A 24,090-nucleotide genomic window follows, 5' to 3' on the forward strand; every position below is an offset into this window, starting at 1 on the left:
TCTCTATTTTAAGGCTTCGTGCATTTTGCATGAACACCCTTCGTGCGCCCTGCATTTTGCCGTTTCTTGCACGATGGGTATCGGGCAGAAGGGGGATTGCATCGATTGCGGTGATCAGGAGCAGGCATTGCGCATCCGTATCGATGCTGATCGAACAGCTGGCGAGACTTGAGGTCAGTGTGTGTATCGACGCCGGGTCAACGCATGCCCGGAGTACCTTGCGCCAAGGAGTAGTTAATGACCGATACAGATATCAGCGCTTCGAAAACCATGACTGAAGACGAAGCCGCCGAGTTCGCCGAGCAGGTATTCGATGTGGCTCGCCAGGGAAATGCAGTCATGCTGGAGCGTCTGCTTGAAAAAGGCCTGCCCGCAGACCTGCGCAACCACAAGGGCGATACGCTGCTGATGCTGGCCAGCTACCACTGCCATGCGGATGCGGTCCGTGTGCTGCTGAACCACAAGGCTGACCCTGAAATTCGTAACGATAATGGCCAGAGCCCCATCGCCGGTGCCGCGTTCAAGGGTGATCTGGCGGTGGTGAGGCTGCTGGTCGAGGCCGGTGCAGACGTTGACGGCGCCTCTGCCGATGGTCGTACTGCGTTGATGATGGCGGCGATGTTCAATCGCAACGAAATAGTCGATTACCTGATCAGTCAGGGCGCGGACCCGCATGCCACTGATGCCAAGGGCATCACTGCACTGGGCGCCGCTCAGGCAATGGGCGCGACCGTCACCATTGATCAACTGATCAAACTGGGCGTACAGCCGGCCCGGTCCTGATGCCGAGTGCCTTCAGGGCATGAACACATAGAGGCGCGATGGATTTACCGTTATCCTTCGCGCCTCTTTTTTTGCCCGTTATCAGGATCGCTCCCATGAAAGACTCACTGGTCGAATTAATCAGCAAAGTCAGCTCCGGCTGCATGGGCGACGACGAAATCGTGCGTATTGCCGATGAAGCCGCGCAGGCGTATGCCGACCCGCAGGCTTTTCTGGCCGCCAACCCTGATATCAACTACGACGACACCTTTCCGATTCCGCTGGGCGAATGGGTGGTGGTAGGCAGTCTGCCGGAAACCGTGCTGTTTCAGGCCGACAGTTATATGGACCTGTTCGAGCAGATCGTGCAGTCATTCGGCAAGGACGTGACGTTCAACATCAAGCCGAAACAATTGGCCAAGGTCGAACCACTGGTAGCGCTCAACCGGATTCAGATTCAATTGAGCAGCATGAACAAGGACATGGGCGGCTATGTGCTGATGAACTTCAGCCAGCCGCTGGATGACGAACTGCAAGCGGTGCTGGTGTATGGCCGTGACGAGGCGCGGGTGCTTGAACTGGCAGCGTTGGCCGGCATCCATGCCGCACCCGCGCTACAGGCATTGCGCGGTTAACCCAGCGCCGTGTCGAGAAACATCATTACCGCGAAGCCGCCCATCAGGCCAAGCGTCGCCGAGGTCTGATGGCCGTTGCGGTGGGTTTCCGGGATGACTTCATGGGACACCACGAAGATCATCGCACCTGCCGCCAGCCCCATGCTGAGCGGGTAGGCGATGGCAAACCCGCTGGAAATACCCAGGCCCACCAGCGCGCCCAGCGGCTCCATGAGTCCTGAACCGATGGCCACCAGCATTGCCTTGAATGCCGACAGCCCGGTAGCACGCAGGGCCAGCGCAATGGCCAGGCCCTCAGGGATGTCCTGAATAGCAATGGCAGTAGTCAACGGCAGGCCGACGTTCATGTCGCCGCTGGCGAAGCTCACACCTATCGCCATGCCCTCCGGCAGGTTATGCAGGGTAATCGCCAGGACAAACAGCCAGACCCGGCTGATTCGCTCTGAATGAGGACCCTGACGGCCTACGCTTTCATGCTCGTGCGGGGTGAACTTGTCCAGCCCAAGCATCAACAGCACACCCAGGCCCAGACCGGTCACTACCGTCGCAGCCGCCCAAGGGCCACTGTCGGTTATGCCCCGAGCGGCCTCCAGCCCGGGCAGTATCAGCGAGAACGAGCTGGCAGCCAGCATCATGCCGGCAGCAAAACCGAGCATGATGTCTTGAGCGCGTTGCGAAACGTTGCGCAGGGCGACCGCCATGACTGCACCCAGCGCCGTCGCCAGGAAGCCGGCCGTGCCGCCCAGCAGTGCATGATTGAAGTTGACCTGGCTGGTGCCATAGAAGGCATTGTAAAGACTGATGCCGCCGAGGCCGACGACGATCAGCAGAGCAAGGGCGAAACCCAGGCTCACCAGCGGGCTGCCCTGAAGATGGTTGAACCATGTCGCCCAAGGCGTTCGGGGTTGTGCGGGCGTTGGCATGAAGACGGCTACCTGTATAGGGGGTGAAAGCGATAATGAATGAAATGCAAAGTCGACCCCCCGTTGGGAGCCTGAGAATATAAGGTTGGTTCAACGGAACCCCCGAACGGCACAACTATCCTAGGAAGGTAAGCATTCAATTAGGGGCAACACCATGGGTTCTAGTTTCAACGGCCTGGTCGGCTTGATCATTCTGGCGCTCGATATCTGGGCCATCATCAATGTCTTGAAAAGCGGCGCCGAGACCGGCAAGAAAATTCTCTGGGTATTGTTGATCGTGCTGTTGCCTGTTGTGGGCCTGATCATCTGGGCAATCCTCGGACCGCGTGGCAACGTGCGAATCTGATAGGCCGCCAGGTTATCAACGAACGCTTGATTACCCTGAGTAATCAGGCGTTTTTCGTTCATGGGCCAAGGCATTTGCAAGCAAGACGCTGCACAGAGGTTCGACCTGTCATGTTCCTCGACGTAGAATGCGCGCCTTTGTTGTGGGCGGTCGGCCGTCCTGTCATCAGTACCCAGCGGGAGCTTACCCATGAGCGATTATCAGGAAACGTTGTACGAAGGCTACGGCCAGCGCTTTCGTATGGAAAAAATGCTGCACGAAGTGCGTACCGAACACCAGCATCTGGTGATCTTCCAGAACCCGCGCATGGGCCGCGTCATGGCGCTGGACGGCGTGATCCAGACCACCGAGGCGGATGAGTTCATCTATCACGAAATGCTCACTCACGTGCCGATTCTGGCCCACGGCGCTGCCAAACGTGTACTGATCATTGGCGGCGGCGATGGCGGCATGCTGCGCGAAGTCGCCAAGCACCTGACCGTCGAGCACATCACCATGGTCGAGATCGACGCCACGGTGGTCGAGATGTGCAAGGAGTTCCTGCCCAATCACTCCAGTGGCGCTTTTGACGATTCGCGCCTGAACCTGGTCATCGACGACGGCATGCGCTTTGTCGCGACGACCGAAGAGAAGTTCGACGTGATCATCTCCGACTCCACTGATCCTATCGGTCCGGGCGAAGTGCTGTTTTCGGAGAACTTTTATCAGGCCTGTCATCGCTGCCTGAACGAAGGCGGCATTCTGGTTACCCAGAACGGTACGCCCTTCATGCAACTGAGCGGTGTGCAGACCACTGCAGGACGCATGAATGGCCTGTTTGCCGATTGGCATTTCTATCAGGCCGCCATCCCGACCTACATCGGCGGTGCAATGACTTTTGCCTGGGGTGCCACTGACAAGAGCTACCGCAAACTGCCACTGGAAACCCTGCGTCAGCGCTTCACGGGCAGCGGTATTGTTACGCGCTATTACAACCCGGAAGTTCACATTAGCGCATTCGCCTTGCCGCAGTACGTACTGCAGGCTGTGAGCAAGGCCAGCAACGACTGATCAATAGATCTGACGTTAGCGGCCGGGTCAGCCTTAACGCCGCCTGAGAGGCGTTGAAGCGCGCAACTGGCGACAGAAATTTCACACTTTCTGTCCCAGAATTGCGCGCGAAGCTGAACAGGCACGCGTATTCATGGGCCGCCCCGGCCCCTGGTGACCCGCAATCAAGTAATATCTGCGCCCTGTCGTACGCCGCCCGCCCTTGGTGAAGGGCGGTGCTGCACCCTGAACCTACCCCTGAATCCACCGGATCCTGACAACCATGGCTAAAACGGACGCCCAGATTCATCGGCAAGCCCGCCTGCTGAACCCGACTGTCAAATCGCATCTGGCTTACATCCTGCTCAGCGGTTTCGCTTTGATGGTGATGTACACGCTGTTGCGTATCGGTCTGCTGGTCTACAACCGCGAGATGATTGGCGACACGCCAGCCTCGACATTCCTTGAAGCACTCTTCAACGGCACGCGCTTCGACCTGCGCCTGACCATGTATCTGCTCATTCCGCTGGTGCTGTCGCTGTTCAGCGCCCGGGCCATGGCTGCACGCGGGTTTTTCCGGTTCTGGCTGACCTTGGTCGGCAGCATCACGCTGTTCTTCGGCTTGATGGAAATGGACTTTTACCGTGAGTTTCACCAGCGCCTCAACGGTCTGGTGTTTCAATACGTCAAGGAAGACCCCAAGACTGTCCTGAGCATGCTCTGGTATGGCTTTCCGGTGGTTCGCTACCTGCTCGCCTGGGCAATCGTGACCTGGCTGTTGAGCCTGGTGTTCAAGGGCATCGACCGCCTGACGCGGCCACGCCTCGTAACGACGAAGGGCACCCAGACGGTCAGTACAGTTGCGCCGTGGTACATGCGTGTTGGCGTTTTCGTGCTGGTATTGCTGGTTATGGTGGTGTGCATCCGTGGCACCCTGCGCCAAGGCCCACCGCTGCGTTGGGGTGACGCTTACACCACCGACTCCAACTTCGCCAATCAGCTGGGCCTGAACGGCACACTGACCCTGATTACGGCGGCCAAGAGCCGTATGTCCGAAGATCGCGACAACATCTGGAAAGCCACGCTGCCACAGGCCGAGGCGCAACAGACTGTGCGCGACATGCTGCTGACCTCGCATGACAAGCTGGTAGAACCTGATATTGCGGCTGTGCGTCGCGACTTCACACCGCCAGTAGAGAACACGTTGCCGATCCGCAACGTGGTCGTGATCCTGATGGAAAGCTTCGCCGGTCACTCGGTAGGGGCGCTGGGCAACGATGCCAACATCACGCCGTATTTCGACAAGCTGTCGAAAGAGGGTCTGTTGTTCGACCACTTCTTCTCCAACGGCACCCACACCCATCAGGGCATGTTCGCCACCATGGCGTGCTTCCCGAACCTGCCGGGTTTTGAGTACCTGATGCAGACGCCAGAGGGCAGCCATAAGCTGTCGGGCCTTCCGCAATTGCTGAGCGCGGGTCGCAACTACGATGACGTCTATGTCTATAACGGCAACTTCGCCTGGGACAACCAGTCGGGTTTTTTCAGCAACCAGGGCATGACCAACTTTGTCGGTCGCGAGGACTTCGTCAATCCGGTGTTCTCCGATCCGACCTGGGGCGTTTCCGATCAGGACATGTTCGACCGTGGCGCTCAGGAGCTCAAAGCCCGTCAGGACGGCAAGCCGTTCTATGCGCTGCTGCAGACCCTGTCCAACCACACGCCGTATGCGTTGCCGGACCCGCTGCCGGTCGAGCGCGTGACCGGGCACGGCTCGCTGGATGAGCATTTGACCGCCATGCGTTATGCCGACTGGGCGCTGGGTCAGTTCTTCGAGAAGGCCAAAAAAGAGCCTTACTACAAGAACACCCTGTTCGTGGTGCTGGGCGACCACGGTTTCGGTAATGACAAGCAGTTGACTGAAATGGACCTGGGGCGTTTCAACGTGCCATTGCTGCTCATCGGGCCTGGGGTACAAGAGAAATTCGGCCAGCGCAGCAGCATTGTCGGCACACAGGTTGACGTCGTGCCAACCATCATGGGGCGTCTGGGTGGCCTGAACCGCAACCAGTGCTGGGGCCGCGATCTGCTGAACCTGCCGGAAGGCGACAAGGGTTTTGGCGTGATCAAGCCGTCGGGCAGTGAGCAGGTGGTCGCGATCATCAGCGGCAACCGCATTCTGATCGAGCCGACAGAAATGCCGGCCAAGCTGTTGACCTACACGCTCGGTGCCAAGCCGTCTGCCGAAGAAGTGCCTGATGCACCTGACACTCAGGAGCTCAAGCGCAAGCTGGAAAGCTTCCTGCAGACCGCCACCAAGAGCCTTCTGGACAACACGGCCGGTGTCGAGGCCAGCAAGAACCGTAACTGACCATGACTGACTTGTCCGGGTACCCGGCAAGTCGGATCAGCAGCACACAAAAGGCCCTCGGCATCCATTGCGAGGGCCTTTTGTTTTGCCCGTCATCGCGGGCTGTCCGGCGTAATTCGTTGGAACGAATGCGTGGGCCAAAAGGTCCAGATCACATAAGCCAGAGTGCCTGGCTTCGTTCTGGAGGCATTGATGAAACAGTGGGCCATTTCGTATCTGGACAAGGATGGTGTGCAGCAACTCCGTGAGGCTAGTTTTGACGAGCGTCCCAGTGAGGAGGAGGCCGCGCGTTTCCTGCGCAAGGACCTGTATCCAGTCACCGATGAGCTGGATCTCAATGATCTTGACGGGCGCACCGACGAGCCTACGGTTAAAACGCTTAAAGACCATAACAGTGTGCGGATCATTTCCATTACAGAAGTTGCCTGACCTGCGGTGATTCAAAAAGCTTTTCGTGGCAACCACTTGGCATCCTGCCCACGATGGGTCTACTCTGCAGATGAGGCTGTTCAAACGGCCTCTGACATCTCGATACCCGACCTGTGCCAAGCCTGGTCTGGTCAGCTACATGCTTGATTCCCCACGCCGGATTATCTGTCGTGCGGCGGCCCCCGATGATTCGGCGGTCGCTCTGGAAGAGTTGAAACTCTATCTATCGTTGCATAGGAGGACGTTTCATGAGCACAGCCTATCAAGAGGACATCAGCAGTAACGTACTGCGCCGCATGAAAGAAGGCGGTTTTGATTTTGCGCGAATCTATCCCATCGAGTTTTACGCCATCTTCCCGGATGAGGAGCGGGCACGGCAGGCTGCAGAGCAATTTCGCGGTGAATCCCTCAATACCCAGGTAAACGTACGTGATGACGGTAACTGGCACTTGCAGTTGAGCAAAGTGATGTACGCCACTTATGACGGTATCGGTGATTTCGAGCAGGACTTTCAGATGGTGATTTCGCCCATGGACGGTGAGGTTGAAGGTTGGGGTGTCACTCAGGAGATCAGAAGACTGCACGCTTGATGGCTTTTGATTGTCAGGCAACACATTACCGGCTGATTCGGGATACGTTCTGGATCGGCCGGTTCTGTTTTTGCTTCGCGCTCATAAACAGTGGTCAAAAAAAAGCCACTCAAATGAGTGGCGCAAAGGGAAGTCTGTTTAAAATCCGCACGCGTTCTTCGCCTGCTGGACAAAATAACGGTTAGCGCAAAAACGGCGTTTGGTGCCCTGTTTGCTCGGTTGCTGTGGAGTGTGGCGAACTAATGTTGTTGGCGGAAATCAACTCTGACTATTCTGATCATAGATTTCACGGTTGAATGACGCTTCCGAATGAGGCGCGAAATAATCGGCTTGGGCGTTTAGTGCACAGGAATGGTGCGTAGAACGTCGAGTGTTTACCTAACCTTTTGAAATCCAAGCGTTTATGCCGGTGGCACGGGCTTTGCGATGGTCTTGGTGTCCATGGTGACAAGGAGTACGGCATGATCCGCACCTTTTATGACGAGATGTACGATGCGGGCGGCGTAGTCCGTCCGCACTATCGGGAGTTCGCCCGCTGGCTGGGTGATACGCCTCCCGAGCTTTTGGCTCAACGCAGGCGCGAAGCCGATCTGCTGTTTCACCGTGCCGGGATCACGTTCACACTCTATGGTGATGAGCAGGGCACCGAGCGGCTTATCCCCTTCGATACCATCCCGCGCAGCATTCCCGCCAGCGAATGGCGTGTTGTCGAGCGTGGCTGTATCCAGCGCGTCAAGGCGCTGAACATGTTTCTGGCAGATCTTTATCACGACCAACGGATTATCAAGGCCGGGATAATTCCTGCCGAACAGGTGCTGGCCAACGAGCAATATCAGTTGGCGATGCAGGGCCTGAACCTGCACCGCGATTTGTATTCGCACATTTCCGGCGTCGATCTGGTGCGCGACGGTGATGGCACGTATTACGTGCTGGAGGACAACCTGCGAACCCCGAGCGGCGTGAGCTACATGCTCGAAGACCGCAAGATGATGATGCGTTTGTTCCCCGAGCTGTTCTCGGCCCAGCGCATTGCACCGATCGATCACTATCCGAATCTGTTGCTCGACACGCTCAAGAGTTCCAGCCATCTGGACAACCCGAGTGTCGTGGTACTGACGCCCGGGCGTTTCAACAGCGCCTTTTTCGAGCATGCGTTTCTGGCTCGCGAGATGGGGGTCGAGCTGGTTGAAGGTGCCGATCTGTTTGTCCGCGACGACCGCGTGTTCATGCGTACCACCGACGGTCCCAAGGCTGTCGATGTTATCTACCGTCGGCTTGACGATGCATTCCTTGATCCGCTGGCGTTCAACCCTGATTCCATGCTGGGCGTTCCCGGACTTCTGGCCGCGTATCGCTCCGGCAATGTGGTTCTGGCCAATGCCATTGGTACCGGCGTTGCCGATGACAAGTCGGTTTATCCGTATGTCACCGACATGATTCGCTTCTATCTGGACGAAGAGCCGATTCTCAAGAACGTACCGACCTGGCAGTGCCGCAAGCCGGAGGAGCTGTCACATGTGCTGGCCAACCTGGGCGACCTGGTCGTCAAGGAAACCCAGGGCTCCGGGGGCTACGGCATGCTGGTCGGCCCTGCAGCGACCGCCGCCGAGATCGAAGCCTTTCGGGCGCGCCTCAAGGCCAAGCCGCATGCGTACATCGCCCAACCCACCTTGTGCCTGTCGACTTGTCCGACCTTTGTCGAAAATGGCATAGCACCGCGACATATCGATCTGCGCCCCTTTGTTCTGTCCGGTCGCGAAACCCGCGTCGTACCTGGCGGGCTTACCCGAGTGGCCTTGCGTGAAGGCTCACTGGTGGTCAATTCGTCACAGGGTGGCGGAACCAAAGACACCTGGGTGGTCGAGGATTAAGGATGCCTGCCAATGTTAAGTAGAACTGCCTCTGATCTTTTCTGGATGTCGCGTTACCTGGAGCGAGCGGAGAACCTCGCCCGAATGCTGGACGTGAGCTATTCGCTGTCGCTGATGCCGCAGGACGGGCGGGGTGACGGGCTGGATGAAATAGCCATGCCGTTGCTGATTACCGGAACGCTGGAAACCTACATCGAGCGTCATGGTGAACTGCATGCCGAGCGCATGCTGCATTTCTTCGCGCTGGACGCGACCAACCCGGCCAGCATCTACAGCTGCCTGGGTGCCGCAAGGGCCAGTGCGCATGCCGTGCGCGGGCGTATCACTGCCGACATGTGGGAGAACATCAACTCCACCTGGCTGGAAATTCGCGGCATTGCTCAACAGGGTCTGACCCGTTACGGCATGAGTCGCTTTTGCGAGTGGGTCAAGGAGCGTTCGCACCTGTTCCGTGGTGCGACCTACGGCACCATCATGCGTAACGATGCGTTCCGTTTCATTCGTCTGGGAACGTTCATCGAGCGCGCTGACAACACCATGCGCATGCTCGACGCCCGCTATGAGATGCTCGAACTGCGTGGGCCACAGGCCAATGCTGCGGCGGACAACTCGGCTGCCGGGTACTACCAGTGGAGCGCCTTGTTGCGCGCACTGTCTTCGTTCGAGGCTTACACTGAAGTCTATCGGGATGCGCCAGGCGCGCGTCAGGTTGCCGAACTGTTGCTGCTGCGTGCCGACATTCCGCGCTCGTTGCGCGCCTGTCTGGAAGAGATGGACGTCATTCTGGCCAGTCTGCCCGGCGTCAATGGCCGACCTGCGCAGCGCATGGCCGCCGAGATGGATGCAAGATTGCGCTACACCAGTATCGACGAGATTCTGGCTGAGGGCCTGCATGAGTGGTTGAACGAATTCATTCCAATGCTGGCCCAACTGGGTGATGCCATTCACACTTCGTACCTGGAGGCTGCATGAGACTTTCGATAAGCCATGAGACCACCTATCACTACGATGACCAGGTGCGCTCGAGTATCCAGTATCTGCGCCTGACGCCTCACGACAGTGAGCGCCAGCAAGTGCTTAGCTGGCAATTGACGTTGCCGCGCCCGGTGCGCGCGCAGATTGATCCTTTCGGCAATATCCTGCATGTCCTTAGCCTGGAAGAGCCGCACGAAGCGATCATCATCGGCGCGCGCGGGCAGGTGGAAATCGACGAAACCCGCGAGGCCGAGCACGAAAGCCAGTCGGCATTACCGTTTTTGCGCGTGACGCGATTGACCGAGCCTGACGAAGCGATTCGCAGTTTCGCAGCCAGGGAATGTCGCAAGCGCGCTGACCGTAGCGCATTGATCGACCTGATGCAGGCGCTCAACCAGCACATGACTTACACGCAGGGTGCGACCGAAGTCGACACCAGTGCCGCCCAAGCCTTCGCCGGACGCTCGGGGGTCTGTCAGGACCATACCCACGCCTTCCTGGCCTGCGCCCGCAGTCTTGGGGTGCCGGCACGTTATGTATCCGGTTATCTGTGCAGCGAAGACAGCGAACACTTGTCCAGTCACGCCTGGGCCGAAGCCTGGATAGATGACGCCTGGTACAGTTTCGATGTCACCAATCAGCTGGCCATTCCTGAGCGCCATTTGAAGCTGGCGGTAGGGCTGGACTATCTGGATGCTTGCCCGGTGCGCGGCATGCGCCGGGGTGGCGGGTCTGAGCAGATGCACGCCAAGGTCGTGGTTTCGCCTATGACCGGTACGCCAAAAGTGAAAACCCGCGTACAGGTCCAGGCGCAGCATCAGTAGCTTTAACGCACTGACCTGCGCTTCACTGAAATGGCCGGAATTCAAACTCCGGCCATTGCTTATTCGGCAGGGTCGTCGGTGGTGCTGTAGAGCGCGTTGTGCAGCTCTTCGTAATTACCGCCATTGATGACGCTGAAATAGCCCGCTGCCCTGAGCTTTTCCTGAGCCTTGTCGGCTTTGCTGTCGGTGCTGCTGAAAATAACGAAAACCGCATTGCGGTCGTTGAGCACCTGCTTCATCTGATTGACCAGCCGCCGGTCATCGACCCGTACTGCATTCAATACTGTGCCAGCGTCATAGTCGGTCTGGCTGCGTACATCCATCGCCAGTTTGCCTTCCTTGAGCGCAGCCACCGCTGCAGCCTGATCTACCATGCCCGCGTGGGCTGCGAAGCTGCTGACAAGTGCAAAAACAGCAATCCATTGGCGCATAGGCGCGTCTCCTTCAGTCGAGTGGAAAGAGTGGCACAGTTACACACTGACCGAAAGCGTGTCAGATCAGCCGAACAACCTGTTCAGGTTAGGCACGATCAATAACAGCGCAGTGGTAAAGAGGATTAATCCCGCCTGACGTACTTTGGAGTGTTTGAACTTGAACATGGCTGACCGCCTTTTGTTGTTATTCCTGAGCGACAGAAGCAGGTCTATTCCGCAACGCAGAGAGTCGACCGCTGGCATGGGTGCGCATTGAACAGGTGGCCCCGGTCATTTGACCGCTGGCCCGAGCGCTGAAAGGATTTTGCGCGCCTCCTGTTACAGATTTAACAATAGAGCCGAGGTGCCCCACGCCTTAGAACGGTTGGGAATTTAAACGTCTACTTATCCAACTTAACGTTATCAATCAACTGCTCGCCAGAGGCTCAGGCCTTTGCTAGACGCTTCATTCACATCGGTCAGCTTTGCACCGTTCGTCCGGGTCAGACTTTTCCTACGTGCATTAAACCTCCGACAAGGCGCGGAGTGCTGCTTGATTTGCCGAGGCCGTCAAGGCAGGCTCTGCCCGTGCGCTATTGCCTCATCATTGTTTCAGGGCCTCTTTTATGTCTTTACGCATCTGTATTCTGGAAACCGACAACCTGCGACCGGAGCTGGTCGAGCAATACCAGGGGTACGGGCGGATGTTCGAATTGCTCTTCGCTCGCCAGCCAATCGCTGCAGAGCTGACGGTTTACAACGTGGTGCAAGGTGACTATCCACCTGTAGACGAGCAGTTCGATGCTTATCTGGTGACCGGCAGCAAGGCAGACTCGTTTGGCACCGATCCCTGGATTCAGACCTTGAAGGTTTATCTGCTGGAGCTTTATCAGCGCGGCGAAAAACTGCTGGGTATCTGCTTTGGTCACCAGTTGCTGGCCTTGCTCCTGGGCGGCAGGACCGAGCGTGCCGTGCAGGGTTGGGTGTGGGTATTCATCACTATCAATTGGCACCCGCCAGACCGTGGATGACGCCAGCAATGGACAAGCTCACGTTGCTGATCAGCCATCAGGATCAGGTGACCGCGCTGCCCGAGAACGCAACGGTGCTTGCATCCAGCGAGTTCTGTCCATTTGCGGCCTACCATATCAATGATCAGGTGCTGTGTTTCCAGGGCCATCCCGAGTTCATTCACGAGTTTTCCCGGACCTTGCTTGATCTTCGTCAGGAAGCGCTGGGCGAACAGGTTTACCAACAGGGTGTTGCCAGCCTGGATCACGACCATCATGGGACGACGGTGGCAGAATGGATGATGCGCTTTGTGGCGCACAAGCCGGAAAAACAGTCTGTCTGATCCGGCGCATGGCTTTTTGAACGGGAATGCAGTGGCGGTGCTATAGCCAGCCAGAGCGCTTGAAGCTGGCAAACAGCGCCGTACACCCGCCCAGAATGACGCCCAGCACGATGAAGTAGCCGTACTCCCACTTGAGCTCCGGCATGTTCTCGAAGTTCATGCCGTAAATGCCGGCAATTGCGGTTGGAAAGGCCAGTATCGCTGCCCAGCCAGCAAACTTGCGCTGCACGATGCTTTGCCTCGAAGACTCCAGCAACAGGCCGATTTCGATTGTCTGGCTGGCGATGTCACACAGGTTGCCCAGGTCTTCCATCTGCCGCTTGACGTGAATTTCCACGTCGCGAAAGTAGGGGCGCATGTTCTTGTCGATGAACGGGAAACTGAGTCTCTGCAGTTCTTCACCCACTTCCACCATCGGCGCTACATAACGGCGCATGCGCAAAAGGTCACGGCGCAGTGCATGAATGTGCTGGATGTCGGATTCGCGCAACGAGCCGCCGATGACACTTTGCTCCAACAGTTCAAGTTCGGCATGGATGGCTTCGGTCACCGGTTGATAGTTCTCGGTGACGAAGTCCAGGAGGGCGTAGAGCACGAAGTCTTCGCCGTGCTCCAGCAGCAGTGGCCTGGCCTCGCAGCGCTGACGCACCAGCCCGTAGGACTTGGAATGGCCGTTGCGCGAGGTGATGACATAGCCCTTGCCCGCGAAGATATGGGTTTCGATGAACAGCAGCTTGCCGTTTTCGCGTACCGGCGCGTAGGTCACGATAAACAGCGCATCGCCAAAGGTTTCCAGCTTTGGACGGCTGTGAACCTCCATGGCATCTTCAAGGGCCAGTTCATGCAGGTTGAACTGCTCTTTCAGGCTGGTCAGTTCCTCATTACTGGGCTGCTCCAGGCCGATCCAGACGAAATGATCGGGTTTGGCGGCCCAGGCGGCACCCTCATCAAGGGTAATGTCGCGGACTTTTTTGCCTTTGCTGTACACCGCTGCTGCAACAACTCGACCCATGGCGCTATCGCTTCTTCAATATGTCAGTGGCGCAAAAAACATGCGCGGTAGCTGATCAGATTGATCAAATGCGTATGAGTTCGCCGGTAAACAAAAGCCCGCGCGGGCGGGCTTCGATTGGGTATCACAGCATGTGTTGCCGATCCTGCTCGATAGCTGCATCCAGTGTATCGAGCAAGGCTTTTCTGACCTTGAGTTTGGTCTTCTTGTGCGCGCTCATGTTGATCTTCTTCAACTGTGCAGCGACCGACAATGCGGTGTTTTGCAGTTCATCGACGCTGACCACCTTGTCCAGGAAGCCGGCGGCCATCGCGCCTTCAGGGTCGAACATTTCGGCGTTGATCACTGAGCGATTGAAGGCTGATTTACGCAACCGGTCACGCGCCAGTTCGATGCCGGCGTGGTGCATGGGCATGCCGATCTGTACTTCGTTCAATCCGATACTGAATGGCCCTGCGACACCGATTCGATAATCGGCGGACAGCAGCAAAAAGGCACCCTTGGCAACCGCGTGACCGGGGCAGGCGACAATGATCGGGAAGGGGTGTGACAGCATTCTGCGCGCCAGGGTGGAGCCCTGAGCAACCAGATTGATCGCCGCTTCGGCGCTCGAGGTCATCACCTTGAGGTCGTAGCCGCCCGAGAGAATGCCGGGCTGTCCAGTGACGATCACGATTGCCCGGTCCTGTTCGGCCTGATCCAGCGCAGCATTGAACGCGATGATTACGTCCGGGGAAATGGCATTGACCTTGCCGTTGTTCAGGGTCAGCGTGGCGACACCGTCGTCCAGATGGTACGAGACCAGATCACTCATGACGTGATTCCTTTATTGAATTGAGCAGACGTTACTCACCCATAAGGAACAGGTAAAGCGCTGACTGATGAGTCACTCGGTAGATCGCCAATCAATGGCCGATTTACCCTCCACGGCGGCTTCGGTCACGGCTGGATATCGTTGAGGCCGCAATATTCTTCCCAGTCCATGCCCAGCGCCTCGGCGACCTGGCGGTGTGCTTCAAGGCGCATGCTCTGCAACTGTTCGGGCGACTCGGCAATCAGTTCCAGCGCCAGTTCCCAGGTCTCGATGCCCTGGCTCTCGGCCTCATCTTCAAAAGCCCACTGTAATTGCTGCTTTTGCTCTTTCGGGCTCAACGCGCTGATTTCGTCCTTCAGGGTCGGATGGGTAGCGAGGTATTTCGCCAGCGCGGCCTCGTTCCACTCAAGCGTGTTCATGCGGGGTTCCTCAAAACGTTTCGATAGCCCGGCCGCTTTTCAGGGCAGGGGGCAAGACGGCGTGATTGTGAGGGAGCGCGGCATTGATGTCAGCACCCGGCCGCAATAATCGCTAGAGTGTTCAGACTAATGTATTGATCCTTCACTCAGGAGCCTATCGAGATGATCAAAGTCAGTGTGCTGTATGCGTATGAAGAGGGTGCCCGTTTCGACCACGATTACTATCGCGACAAACACTTGCCGCTGGTGCAAGAGCTGATGGGCAGTTACTGCAAGGGCTACAGCGTCGACAGAGGCATAGGCGGAGCAACGCCGGGCTCGGAGCCTCGGTATATCGGCATGTGCCACATCTATTGTAATTCCATTGAAGACTTTGAAGCCGGCATGGGGCCGCATTCAAAGCAGATCAATGCCGACATCACCAACTACACCGACCTGATCCCGGAGATACAGATCAGCGAAGTGCGTGCCGATGTGAAAACCGCGCCATAGATTATCGAGCGGCGTCCTGGCGAGCCGCTTGTTTTTTTGACGACATGCCACCCGACGGATCAAAGCACTGGCTGTCGTAATGTGGGCTCTGGCACTGCGAAGGGATGTTCGGCGGTGGCGTGCGGTTTCGTTGATACGCCTTGTAGCGTTCCGTCTCGTAGACCGTCACGTGGGTGCGGCCACTGATCTTCAGGTATTCAGTGGCCTTGAGATTGGTCTGGTGAACATAATCGATAGGCTCACCCTCGCGCCGCATGTTCGGCGGCCCCTGGCGCTGCAGCGCGCTCTGTGCAGCGTTGTCACAGGGGATTGACGCATAGCTCACCTGTCCCTGCGCTGATGTGCATTTGAAGATCTCGCCGTACGCCGTGCCTGCACCCAGTAACGCTGCCACTGCCAGCGTGATTGAAAGCCTTTTCATGGTTCTCTCCTTGCATGGCGCAAGGCTACCATTTGCCTCTGAACGCCGCCATATCCTCTTGCTGCAAGGCCCCGTTCGTCAGACATATCGCACGGCTATGTTGATCCGCTTTCTGACTATCAGGTTCTGAATTTAACCAGTGGAGGCTCACATGACCGGCACCAAGCCAGGCAGCAGCAACGAAGACAAGAATGATCCGGGTTTTGACGAAGAGTCACCGAAAACCCAGGACCCGCAAATCGATCCGAGCGAGCCCGCCAAGACTCCAGCCACTGACAAGGGCAGCAAGGATGATTACCCGCCGTACACCCCGGACAAGTAACTGAGCGACTGCCCTCGGTAAACACCGAGGGCGGTTTATCTACCTGTCCGTATTATTTGTTTGCGTCCAGGTATTCGAGCAGGTCTTCCATTCGCTCATCGTTGCCCATCCACCACAGTTTCATCCGCGTGCCAGGCACGACTTCGCCTGGGTCTTTGATATACGTGCGCAACTCTTCACGCGTCCAGACCAGTCCCGAGTTTTTCATTGCATCGGTATAAACGTAGCTTTCCTGTTGCCCTGCCTGACGGCCAATGATGCCGTTGAGGGGCGGACCAAATGCGTTGCGTGCAGAAGGGCCGATCTTGTGACAGCCGGAGCAGAGGCGGGTAAAGACTGCTTTTCCGGCCTCTGCATCACCTGCGCCGTAAGCCAGCGGTTGCAGTGCCAGCGCCACTATGAATAAGGCAGTTTTTCTCATCGATATCCCACAGCGTGTGCGGCCGTCTGGTCAAAAACGACGAATGTTAGCGCAATTATCGGAGGTTCACTTGCTGGCCGGGATCTGCCTCGACAACTCGTCGAAGTCACGCTTGTAACTCGCCATCTCTGCGGCACTGACAAAGCTTTGTTCAAAGACCACTTTCTTCGCGCCGGACTCGATGGTGTCCAGTTGATGAAGGAAGCGCTTCTTCTTTCTCGCCTCCATCCGTGCGCCAGCCTCATCGATAGCCGTGCGTAGCTCAGTTGCTCGCTGGTTTACGAAATCCTGGCCTCGACGATCAACGGTGAGCCCGTCGTTTTCGACATAGCCCTCCAGCCCGGTTTTCTTCAACACCAGCCAAAGTGCCTGATCCGGCGTGAACGTACCCTTGAATTTCTTGACCTTTCTGCTGCTGTCAACACCCAAGTCGACGGTAACCGGGCAGCCGGATCTATGCGCCAGTTGTTGCAGCGCCTCATCCAGGCGTTGTGAAGGCATGTCATACGCCACTGGCGTCATCTGACACGCAGCGAACGCGGGAGCAGCCGCCAGACACGCAACGGCGATGAGCAGTTTTTTCAGGATATTTTTCATGATTGCAGGGTTTCATCCGGGAGGTAGGGCTTGGAAATCGTTTTCTGCATGATGTTCCCTGTCTGCCCGACGCTTGCTTGAGCAGTCGTGTCCCTGATGTCTCTTGACCCATGCCAGACGCTGCATGCTCAAATCGCAGACAAAGAAAAGCCCGCGATGGGGGGTAGCGGGCTTAAGGTCTTGCTGGGAATTGAGTTAACAATAAACCCGCGAACGTGAAAAAAGCGTGAACTGCCGGATACAATTTATGAACAATTGAAATCAGGGTTCGCCTTCCCAGTAATCGAGGTTTTCAGTGGTCCGCTGGTTGGCGGTAAACACACGGGTTCCCTGCACTGAAACCATCGCCTGATACTTCCCCGAGTCGGGGTATTCACAGACCTCCGGCGTTTCCCGGGTGCTGATCGACAGGTACTTCAGCGGGGCCTGCGAGGTGTTGATTATCTGATGAGGGTATTCGGAGCCCGCCGGGATAAACACGATGTCACCCGTCCGGATCGGCAGCATCTCGCCTGCGACACGCAAACTGCCTTCGCCCTCGATGATCACGAACATCTCTTCCTGCGCATGATGAAAGTGATAAGGGCACGAGCGCTTGCCCGGCGCGACGACATCAATAGAGGCCCCGAGCTTTTGCGCTGCCGTGCCTGTGCCCAGACGGGCCGCCGAGCTCTCATAGAGAGGTTCACGAACCTCATGTTGGAGTGGGGCCTCATTGAAATTGCGAATCAGACGAGACGCCAGTTCACGTGCGCGTTCATTCATGTCAGTCGAGGCTCGGGGAGTTCAGAAGAGGATACTTTAGACCAGACGGCGTGATGCGTTGCAGGCAGTTACCTTGATCAGGAAAAAACGGTCTTGGGCAGTCGCCACAAAAAGCCTGCCGCGCCGTGTGCAGCAGTTGCGCAGGTCGGAAACCTATTCACCTAAAACTCGTCTACTCTTTACATCACGATTCAGCCCTTTGCAGAGGACGCACCATGTTTTCAAAACCCGATATTCAGCGCGTTCTTGAAACGGCCTTTCTGCCGTCAAAGTGCGAGTGCGTCGTCGCGCTGGACGAAACCTTTTCCGTGAAGCTCCTCCACCCCGAGTCAGGCGATATCCAGCTGTATGTAAAGGGGCTGTCCTTGTCCGAGGTAGAGAGCAGCCGATCCATCGCGCGTCTGGTGCTTTCGCTGAGAGAGCAACGAGACTTGATGGGGTTGATGGATTTGTCCATGAGGCGGTTGGCGTAGGGACTGGGCTCGGATTTTGATTGGGATTATTTGATTGCATTCAGAAAGTCGTATCGTTTCCAGGCTTATCGTGGGTGTCTGCTCATGCGGCGTCTGACAGCTGGTTTTGATACGTCAGAGACCACAAAACCCCTGAATTGCTTTCAGAGTTCAAAGGCTTTGCGTTGTATTGATATGACGGTGAAGGAGGGGACTCAAGTAATCGTCAATGGCGTGGTGCGATACCGGAGCGTTTACCCTCGCGAGTCCATCACCAAGACAATGACTTGATGCTTTCCCGAGAAACGAACATTGAGTTGGGCCTGAGGTTGATTCCCTTGCGTAAGGAAAGCCGCGGTGCTCGCGTTTTGAACACACAATATGATGCACAAGCACCGGTGCCCGATGACAGGAGCCGCATTTGCACATGGATGCTCAAAAATGATGGGAACTGCAATTACGGCGCCAGCAAGTCATGTCCCACCTTTTACCTCAGTCCGCAAAGCCGCACAGGCGTTGCCATTTAGTGAGCTATGCTGGGAGAGGTTCGAAAAGCTCACCGGCATGGATTTAGAAAAGGCCTGTACGGAGTTCTTCGCCGGAGGCTGGTTGGCGAGGAATGATATGTTCTACATCGCCTTTGCAATGTCGACTGGATTGCGTCGAGTCGCAGGCGTCTCCGCTTGGGCTTGAATCTGCCGGTGGCGCCCGACCGCTATCGGCCAGACGCGGGCATTAGTTAGAGGGCCCGTGCACCCAACTAAATTATTTGGCGTATCTGGGAAAGTGGCAGCGAGTCGTTCAGTATTCAAAAACTATTTTTCAGGGAACGAAAGGATATGCATATTGAGACCGTTTGGGTGCGTAATTTCCGTCGTCTGAAGGACACTCGCATCGATCTGGCGTCAGATATTTCAATATTTGTCGGGGCCAACAACAGCGGTAAAACATCTGCGGCGCACGCTTTGCAGCTTTTTACCTCCGCTTCGAAAGATCGGTTTACCCTCCATGATTTCAGCTCAGAGTGCTGGGACGTCATCAACGCTTTCGGAGAAGGAGCGGACGGAGTCGAACTGCCAACCATCTCCCTCGACATCTGGTTTTGCGTCACGCCAGCCGATCTGCATCGAGTTGTAGATCTGCTACCTAGCCTAGATTGGCAAGGTAGCCGGGTTGGTATTCGAGTGGAGCTCGCAGCAGCAGATGCCGGCCTTCTGAGAAGCAGTTTCCAAGAAGCACGGGCCAGCGCACGGCATGCTCAGTTGCAGCCTGCAGGGGAAGGCGTGGCACAGGGATACGTGGAGCCAGCCATTGCGCAAGACGGGTACAACCCGCGACCGCGTGACCCTTGTGACTTCATTGCAGACACCGTAGGTGACAGGCTACGGCGTGATTTCGAATTGCGGTACTACATACTCGATAGCGCCGGATTTGACACTGAGTTTAAACAGCTTGATGGTTACGTGCCTCTACGCCTGGTTCCTGATAAGGGGCGCAGTGGCAGGGATGTGCTGGGTAGCTTGGTAAAGGTCGACTGTTTACATGCCCAGCGTCACCTGTCCGACTCCAATGCTGGATCTAGATCCGAAGATCTCTCCCGCTGTTTGAGTCGTTTCTATGAACGGAACCTTGAGAAGCGCGGCGAGGATTATGACGCTCAGCGCGCACTATACCAATCCGAGAGTCTACTGAATGACCACCTGGAACGTGTCTTCGGTCCCACTTTGGAGCGTTTGGCCGATCTGGGCTATCCCGGGGTAAACAATCCTCGGCTGCTGATCAAGACTGCATTGAACCCTGCGACCATTCTGAGTAGCCATGAAGGGGCACGTGTGCACTACGCGCTCGGCGCTCTCGGAGCAGCAGAGGTCACGGCAACCTTGCCTGATAGGTACAACGGCCTAGGTTTCAAGAACCTGATTTATATGGTTATTGAACTGCTTGATGTTCACGGTCGATGGTTGGACATTGAGGAAAACCGCCCACCGCTCCACCTGATATTCATAGAAGAGCCGGAGGCGCATCTCCATGCTCAGCTGCAGCAGGTTTTCATTCGGAAAGTGTTAGATATACTCGCCGTGCCCGAGGAAGACAGCCCATATTGCACCAGCCAGCTTGTAGTCTCGACGCACTCGCCTCACGTCCTTTACGAGCGAGGCTTTAAACCTATTCGATATTTTCGGCGAGTAGCGGATGCCGGCATACAGCAATCTCAAGTGCTCAGCATGGCAGCTTTTTATGAGGCGGCTGTAGATCCTAACTGTAGTGGTCTAATGAAACCGGACACCCATTTAGGCGAGAATGCTCGCCAGATAGAGGTGTCTGATGACCAAACAACGCCGTACCTTTTCCGCTGAATTCAAACGCGAGGCCGCAGGCCTCGTGCTCGATCAAGGCTATAGCCACATTGAGGCCTCTCGCTCGCTGGGAGTTGTCGAGTCCGCACTGCGTCGCTGGGTTAACCAGCTTCAACAGGAGCGCAACGGTGTCACTCCACAGAGCAAAGCCCTGACGCCCGAGCAGCAGAAAATTCAGGAGCTGGAAGCCCGGATTGCCCGTCTTGAGCGGGAGAAATCCATTTTAAAAAAGGCTACCGCGCTCTTGATGTCGGAAGAGCACGAGCGCATGCGCTGATTGATCAGCTCAGTGCCCGTGAATCGGTTGAGTTGCTGTGCGAAGCCTTTGAAGTACCTCGCTCGTGCTACTACAACCATCGCCTTAGACGGCGCAATCCAGACGTTGAGCGAGTCCGGCTACGCAGCCGGGTCAACGAGCTGTTTACACAAAGTCGAAGCGCTGCCGGCAGCCGCAGCATCGTGTTGATGATGCATGAAGATGGCGAGCAGATTGGCCGGTTCAAGGTACGTAGCCTGATGCGAGAGCTGGGATTGATCAGTAAGCAACCGGGATCGCATGCTTATAGAAAAGCGACGGTGGAGCGACCCGATATTCCGAATATTTTGAATCGAGCATTCGATGTTCCAGCGCCCAATCAGGTGTGGTGCGGCGATATCACTTACATCTGGGCACAAGGGAAATGGCATTACCTGGCTGTGGTTATGGATCTTTTCGCGCGCCGAGTGGTGGGCTGGGCGTTATCGAGCAAACCGGATACTGATCTGGTAATCAAGGCGCTGGATATGGCCTACGAACAACGCGGCAAGCCGCAGGGCCTGCTGTTTCACTCGGACCAGGGCGCCCAGTATGGCAGCCGACAATTTCGCCAGCGGCTTTGGCGATACCGCATACGCCAGAGCATGAGTCGTCGTGGCAACTGCTGGGATAATGCGCCGATGGAGCGGGTGTTCCGGAGTTTGAAAACTGAGTGGATACCGACCGTGGGCTACATGACGGCCCAAGAGGCTCAGCGAGACATCAGTCATTATCTGATGCATCGCTACAACTGGATTCGGCCACACCAGTTCAATAACGGACTGGCGCCAGCTCAGTCCGAAAAAAGACTTAACGTCGTGTCCGGGATCAGTTGACCACTACATAACGACCCAAATGACCGCACCAGGGATTTTCTTGAGCGATATCTCAGGCTAACTCACTGCGACATGTTCTTCGCTGATGCGGCCATTTTGGTTGAAGGGAACGTCGAGCGGCTGCTGATGCCGCAAATGATTGCTAAAGCTGCACCTCGACTTCAATCGAACTATTTGAGCGTTTTAGAGGTGGGTGGCGCGTTCGGACATCGATTCAAAGGCCTCATTGATTTCTTGGGACTCACTTCTCTGATCGTGACCGACATTGACAGTGTTTCTCCGCCCGCAGCGGGTGCTTTATCCATGCTCACGCAATTTCTTGATGAACGCCTTTGCAACAGTAAGGCTGCAAGCACACGCGCTGGCGATGTGGTTCTGATTGTCGAACCACAGCTTGCCTTCGCCGGTGAAGTAGTCGTGCCGATCTTTCATGAGCACCCACAGAATCTTGTCCTGTGCAGAAAGTGCGACGGGCTGGCGAGTAGTCAGACTGAGAAGCTGGCGGGGTTGGAGAAGGGTGTGCGGGCGTCGAGAATGTATGCACATCCCCAGCCATCGGGGGAGGGGAAGCGCTGACCGGCGAGAACTTGCAGCACTGTGAGTAGTACAAACAAAAAAACCTGTGAACTCTAAACAACTGAATTCACAGGGTTTTCTTAATATGGCGGTGAAGGAGGGATTCGAACCCTCGATACAATTTCTTGTATACACACTTTCCAGGCGTGCTCCTTAAGCCACTCGGACACCTCACCGTATCTCGACGACAACGTTGTGTCTGTCGAGGCGCGCTAATGTAGTCGAAACCTTTTCCTAACGCAAAACTTTTTTTCAGATTTTTCATGCGCTTAAGCAAATAAACGCTTATGTGCCACTGAAAAGCCCAAGAAGGCGGTGCGGCGCTGAGGCGCAGCGCCGCTCGTCTTGTGAAGTTCAGGCGCTGAAGCCGCCATCGATGGTCAGGCTGGCACCGGTTATGTAGCCGGCTTCCGGGCCTGCCAAGTAGGCGACGAAGCTGGCGATTTCTTCGCTTGTGCCGTAGCGGGGCAGGGCCATCAGTGCTTTCAGGGTTTCGGCGAATTCGCCCTGTGCCGGGTTCATGTCGGTATCCACCGGGCCGGGCTGGACGTTGTTGACGGTGATGCCCTGCGGGCCAAGGTCGCGGGCCATGCCTTTGGTGAGGCCAATCAGCGCCGATTTGCTCATGGCGTAGGTTGCTCCGCCTGCAAAGGGCATGCGGTCGGCGTTGGTGCTGCCAATGTTGATGATGCGGCCGCCTTCTTCCATGTGCCGGGCGGCTTCCTGGCTGGCGATGAACACACTGCGCACGTTGATCGCCAGAGTTTTGTCGAAGTCCTGCATTTTGAAGTCGTTAAGTGGTGCAATCGCCAGAATGCCGGCGTTGTTGACCAGAATGTCCAGCCTGCCAAGGGTTTCGGCGGTGGTCTGCACGGCCTGGCGGATGGCTTTTTCGTCGCCGCTGTCGGCGCGAATGGCCAGGGCCCGGCCGCCATTGGCGACGATGCTGTCTTGAATCTCCAGAGCGTTGACCTCAGAGCTGACGTAGGTAAATGCCACGGCGGCGCCTTCTTTAGCCAGCCGCTGGACGATGGCTGCACCGATGCCTCGGGAGCCGCCCTGCACGAGCGCTACTTTGCCAGCGAGTTTAAGGTGTTCGATCATGATGTTCTCCTTGGGGGGCGGGTCTCGGACAAGCCTGAGCCTGTCGACGATTGCGACCAGAATAGACCCTGATTGCGATAGTCTTCCTGAACCAAAAGTTCGGACTGATTCATCATGGGTATTCAAGATAATGGCGCGCTGATCCTGATCGACATGCAGCAGGGCATCAATCATCCCAAGCTGGGGCGGCGTAACAATCCGCAGGCCGAGGCGAATATAGGCGCGCTGCTGAGTGCCTGGCGACAATCCGGGCGTCCGGTGATTCACGTTCGGCATTTCTCGACGTCGCCCCAATCAGTGTTCTGGCCGGAGCAGTCGGGGGTCGAATACCAGTCAGCGTTCTTGCCGCACGCCGATGAGCGGGAGTTGAGCAAGCAGGTGCCTGACGCGTTTTGCGGGTCGTTTCTGGAGATGTGGTTACGCTCGGACGGGATCGGGCAGGTGGTGATTGTCGGCGTGATCACCAACAATTCGGTCGAGTCCACCGCACGCAGTGGCGGCAATCTGGGGTTTGATGTGCTGGTCGCGCACGATGCCTGCTTTACCTTCGATCAACAGGACTTTTTCGGCACGCCGCGCAGTGCCGAGGACGTGCATGCAATGTCGCTGGCCAACCTGCACGGTGAATACGCCACGGTCCTGTCCACGGCGCAAATTCTCCAGCAGGTTGCTGTCGAATAAGCGC

Annotated in this window: 26 protein-coding genes, 1 tRNA gene and 2 pseudogenes; 18 read left to right on the forward strand and 11 right to left on the reverse strand. The window is 56.6% G+C overall.

All coding sequences use genetic code 11. From position 1 onward, the window contains the following. The first annotated feature begins 237 nt into the window (after window positions 1-237). Together FFH21_RS09595 and FFH21_RS09600 are read left to right on the forward strand one after the other, a co-directional pair. Entirely contained in the window at window positions 238-783 is a 546-nt protein-coding gene (locus FFH21_RS09595) for an ankyrin repeat domain-containing protein (protein ID WP_004665831.1), read from the forward strand. Between the two features lie 95 nt (window positions 784-878). Beyond that, window positions 879-1,397: a hypothetical protein gene (locus tag FFH21_RS09600; RefSeq protein ID WP_004658449.1), complete on the forward strand. Its 519-nt coding sequence runs from the start codon at window positions 879-881 to the stop codon at window positions 1,395-1,397. Here the strand turns inward: FFH21_RS09600 and FFH21_RS09605 are convergent. Next, window positions 1,394-2,320 carry a ZIP family metal transporter gene (locus FFH21_RS09605; RefSeq protein ID WP_004665830.1) on the reverse strand — a complete coding sequence of 309 codons (927 nt, stop codon included), beginning with the start codon at window positions 2,318-2,320 and terminating at the stop codon, window positions 1,394-1,396. The two genes, FFH21_RS09600 and FFH21_RS09605, sit on opposite strands and share 4 nt — an antisense overlap. Before the next feature lie 154 nt (window positions 2,321-2,474). On the opposite strand from FFH21_RS09605, the gene FFH21_RS09610 reads away from it, so the two are divergent. From FFH21_RS09610 to FFH21_RS09650, 8 genes are all read left to right on the forward strand, one after another. Beyond that, a complete protein-coding gene (locus FFH21_RS09610) occupies window positions 2,475-2,666 on the forward strand; it encodes a PLDc N-terminal domain-containing protein (protein ID WP_002552853.1) in 192 nt (63 codons plus the stop codon). 189 nt (window positions 2,667-2,855) lie between these two features. Continuing rightward, window positions 2,856-3,716, forward strand: coding sequence for a polyamine aminopropyltransferase (gene speE, locus FFH21_RS09615; protein WP_011168234.1), 861 nt, complete (start codon window positions 2,856-2,858; stop codon window positions 3,714-3,716). Between the two features lie 262 nt (window positions 3,717-3,978). Continuing rightward, a complete protein-coding gene (locus tag FFH21_RS09620) occupies window positions 3,979-6,066 on the forward strand; it encodes an LTA synthase family protein (RefSeq protein WP_002552855.1) in 2,088 nt (695 codons plus the stop codon). A gap of 192 nt (window positions 6,067-6,258) precedes the next feature. Beyond that, complete coding sequence (locus FFH21_RS09625; protein WP_011168236.1) at window positions 6,259-6,495, forward strand: hypothetical protein; 237 nt, start codon at window positions 6,259-6,261, stop codon at window positions 6,493-6,495. Window positions 6,496-6,743: 248 nt separating this feature from the next. After that, window positions 6,744-7,085 (forward strand): ribonuclease E inhibitor RraB, encoded by a 342-nt coding sequence (locus FFH21_RS09630; protein WP_002552857.1) that lies wholly within the window; start codon window positions 6,744-6,746, stop codon window positions 7,083-7,085. Between the two features lie 461 nt (window positions 7,086-7,546). Further along, window positions 7,547-8,956, forward strand: a complete 1,410-nt coding sequence (locus FFH21_RS09640) for a circularly permuted type 2 ATP-grasp protein (protein ID WP_002552858.1) — start codon at window positions 7,547-7,549, stop codon at window positions 8,954-8,956. A 12-nt stretch (window positions 8,957-8,968) separates the two neighbouring features. Then, window positions 8,969-9,928, forward strand: a complete 960-nt coding sequence (locus FFH21_RS09645; RefSeq protein ID WP_003415868.1) for an alpha-E domain-containing protein — start codon at window positions 8,969-8,971, stop codon at window positions 9,926-9,928. Next, window positions 9,925-10,755: a transglutaminase family protein gene (locus tag FFH21_RS09650; RefSeq protein ID WP_002552860.1), complete on the forward strand. Its 831-nt coding sequence runs from the start codon at window positions 9,925-9,927 to the stop codon at window positions 10,753-10,755. The genes FFH21_RS09645 and FFH21_RS09650 overlap by 4 nt, the downstream gene beginning before the upstream one ends. 59 nt (window positions 10,756-10,814) lie before the next feature. Here FFH21_RS09650 and FFH21_RS09655 read toward each other — a convergent pair whose 3' ends face one another. Continuing rightward, window positions 10,815-11,186 carry a rhodanese-like domain-containing protein gene (locus tag FFH21_RS09655; RefSeq protein ID WP_002552861.1) on the reverse strand — a complete coding sequence of 124 codons (372 nt, stop codon included), beginning with the start codon at window positions 11,184-11,186 and terminating at the stop codon, window positions 10,815-10,817. 608 nt (window positions 11,187-11,794) lie between these two features. Between FFH21_RS09655 and FFH21_RS09660 the strand changes: the two are divergent. Next, a pseudogene (locus tag FFH21_RS09660) lies at window positions 11,795-12,522 on the forward strand (amidotransferase). A gap of 40 nt (window positions 12,523-12,562) precedes the next feature. Here the strand turns inward: FFH21_RS09660 and FFH21_RS09665 are convergent. From FFH21_RS09665 to FFH21_RS09675, 3 genes are all read right to left on the reverse strand, one after another. Then, the gene (locus FFH21_RS09665) at window positions 12,563-13,534 is read right to left on the reverse strand and encodes a magnesium and cobalt transport protein CorA (RefSeq protein ID WP_004664514.1); all 972 of its coding nucleotides are present in this window, start codon (window positions 13,532-13,534) and stop codon (window positions 12,563-12,565) included. A 124-nt stretch (window positions 13,535-13,658) separates the two neighbouring features. Further along, complete coding sequence (locus tag FFH21_RS09670) at window positions 13,659-14,348, reverse strand: crotonase/enoyl-CoA hydratase family protein (protein WP_002552864.1); 690 nt, start codon at window positions 14,346-14,348, stop codon at window positions 13,659-13,661. Between the two features lie 125 nt (window positions 14,349-14,473). Continuing rightward, a complete protein-coding gene (locus FFH21_RS09675; RefSeq protein WP_011168237.1) occupies window positions 14,474-14,767 on the reverse strand; it encodes a DUF6388 family protein in 294 nt (97 codons plus the stop codon). 162 nt (window positions 14,768-14,929) lie between these two features. Between FFH21_RS09675 and FFH21_RS09680 the strand changes: the two genes are divergently transcribed. Beyond that, window positions 14,930-15,259 carry an EthD family reductase gene (locus tag FFH21_RS09680; RefSeq protein ID WP_004661345.1) on the forward strand — a complete coding sequence of 110 codons (330 nt, stop codon included), beginning with the start codon at window positions 14,930-14,932 and terminating at the stop codon, window positions 15,257-15,259. Window position 15,260: 1 nt separating this feature from the next. Here FFH21_RS09680 and FFH21_RS09685 read toward each other — a convergent pair whose 3' ends face one another. Beyond that, window positions 15,261-15,680, reverse strand: coding sequence for a DUF4124 domain-containing protein (locus FFH21_RS09685; protein ID WP_011168238.1), 420 nt, complete (start codon window positions 15,678-15,680; stop codon window positions 15,261-15,263). Window positions 15,681-15,831: 151 nt separating this feature from the next. Between FFH21_RS09685 and FFH21_RS09690 the strand changes: the two genes are divergently transcribed. Further along, a complete protein-coding gene (locus tag FFH21_RS09690) occupies window positions 15,832-16,002 on the forward strand; it encodes a DUF6021 family protein (protein ID WP_004664519.1) in 171 nt (56 codons plus the stop codon). Window positions 16,003-16,054: 52 nt separating this feature from the next. Here the strand turns inward: FFH21_RS09690 and FFH21_RS09695 are convergent, their stop codons facing one another. The 3 genes from FFH21_RS09695 to FFH21_RS09705 all read right to left on the reverse strand — a co-directional run bounded on the left by FFH21_RS09695 (window position 16,055) and on the right by FFH21_RS09705 (window position 17,785). Further along, complete coding sequence (locus tag FFH21_RS09695; RefSeq protein ID WP_011168239.1) at window positions 16,055-16,423, reverse strand: cytochrome c family protein; 369 nt, start codon at window positions 16,421-16,423, stop codon at window positions 16,055-16,057. Window positions 16,424-16,489: 66 nt separating this feature from the next. Beyond that, window positions 16,490-17,020: a hypothetical protein gene (locus tag FFH21_RS09700; RefSeq protein ID WP_004661339.1), complete on the reverse strand. Its 531-nt coding sequence runs from the start codon at window positions 17,018-17,020 to the stop codon at window positions 16,490-16,492. A 261-nt stretch (window positions 17,021-17,281) separates the two neighbouring features. After that, a complete protein-coding gene (locus tag FFH21_RS09705; protein WP_004661338.1) occupies window positions 17,282-17,785 on the reverse strand; it encodes a cupin domain-containing protein in 504 nt (167 codons plus the stop codon). Between the two features lie 215 nt (window positions 17,786-18,000). Between FFH21_RS09705 and FFH21_RS09710 the strand changes: the two genes are divergently transcribed. The 4 genes and pseudogenes from FFH21_RS09710 to FFH21_RS31020 form a co-directional block, all read left to right on the forward strand. Then, window positions 18,001-18,258, forward strand: a complete 258-nt coding sequence (locus FFH21_RS09710; RefSeq protein WP_004661336.1) for a DUF1652 domain-containing protein — start codon at window positions 18,001-18,003, stop codon at window positions 18,256-18,258. Between the two features lie 818 nt (window positions 18,259-19,076). Then, window positions 19,077-20,594 (forward strand): ATP-binding protein, encoded by a 1,518-nt coding sequence (locus tag FFH21_RS09720; RefSeq protein ID WP_011168241.1) that lies wholly within the window; start codon window positions 19,077-19,079, stop codon window positions 20,592-20,594. Further along, window positions 20,563-21,725 (forward strand): IS3-like element ISPsy24 family transposase gene (locus FFH21_RS09725; RefSeq protein WP_086004864.1). Its coding sequence is split into 2 segments (ribosomal slippage): window positions 20,563-20,818 and window positions 20,818-21,725, totalling 1,164 coding nucleotides; the frame shifts between segments, so codons are not numbered across the junction. The genes FFH21_RS09720 and FFH21_RS09725 overlap by 32 nt, the downstream gene beginning before the upstream one ends. A 12-nt stretch (window positions 21,726-21,737) precedes the next feature. Then, window positions 21,738-22,016, forward strand: a pseudogene (locus FFH21_RS31020) (TOPRIM nucleotidyl transferase/hydrolase domain-containing protein); the annotation flags it as partial. A gap of 371 nt (window positions 22,017-22,387) precedes the next feature. On the opposite strand, the gene FFH21_RS09735 reads toward FFH21_RS31020, so the two are convergent. Then, window positions 22,388-22,477: transfer RNA gene (locus FFH21_RS09735), tRNA-Ser, on the reverse strand. A 178-nt stretch (window positions 22,478-22,655) separates the two neighbouring features. Further along, window positions 22,656-23,405: a 3-oxoacyl-ACP reductase family protein gene (locus tag FFH21_RS09740; RefSeq protein ID WP_011168244.1), complete on the reverse strand. Its 750-nt coding sequence runs from the start codon at window positions 23,403-23,405 to the stop codon at window positions 22,656-22,658. A gap of 114 nt (window positions 23,406-23,519) precedes the next feature. Between FFH21_RS09740 and FFH21_RS09745 the strand changes: the two genes are divergently transcribed. Continuing rightward, window positions 23,520-24,086: a cysteine hydrolase family protein gene (locus tag FFH21_RS09745; RefSeq protein ID WP_011168245.1), complete on the forward strand. Its 567-nt coding sequence runs from the start codon at window positions 23,520-23,522 to the stop codon at window positions 24,084-24,086. The last annotated feature ends 4 nt before the right edge of the window (window positions 24,087-24,090 follow it).

The sequence above is a fragment of the Pseudomonas sp. KBS0707 genome (assembly GCF_005937945.2).
Lineage (GTDB): Bacteria > Pseudomonadota > Gammaproteobacteria > Pseudomonadales > Pseudomonadaceae > Aquipseudomonas > Aquipseudomonas amygdali.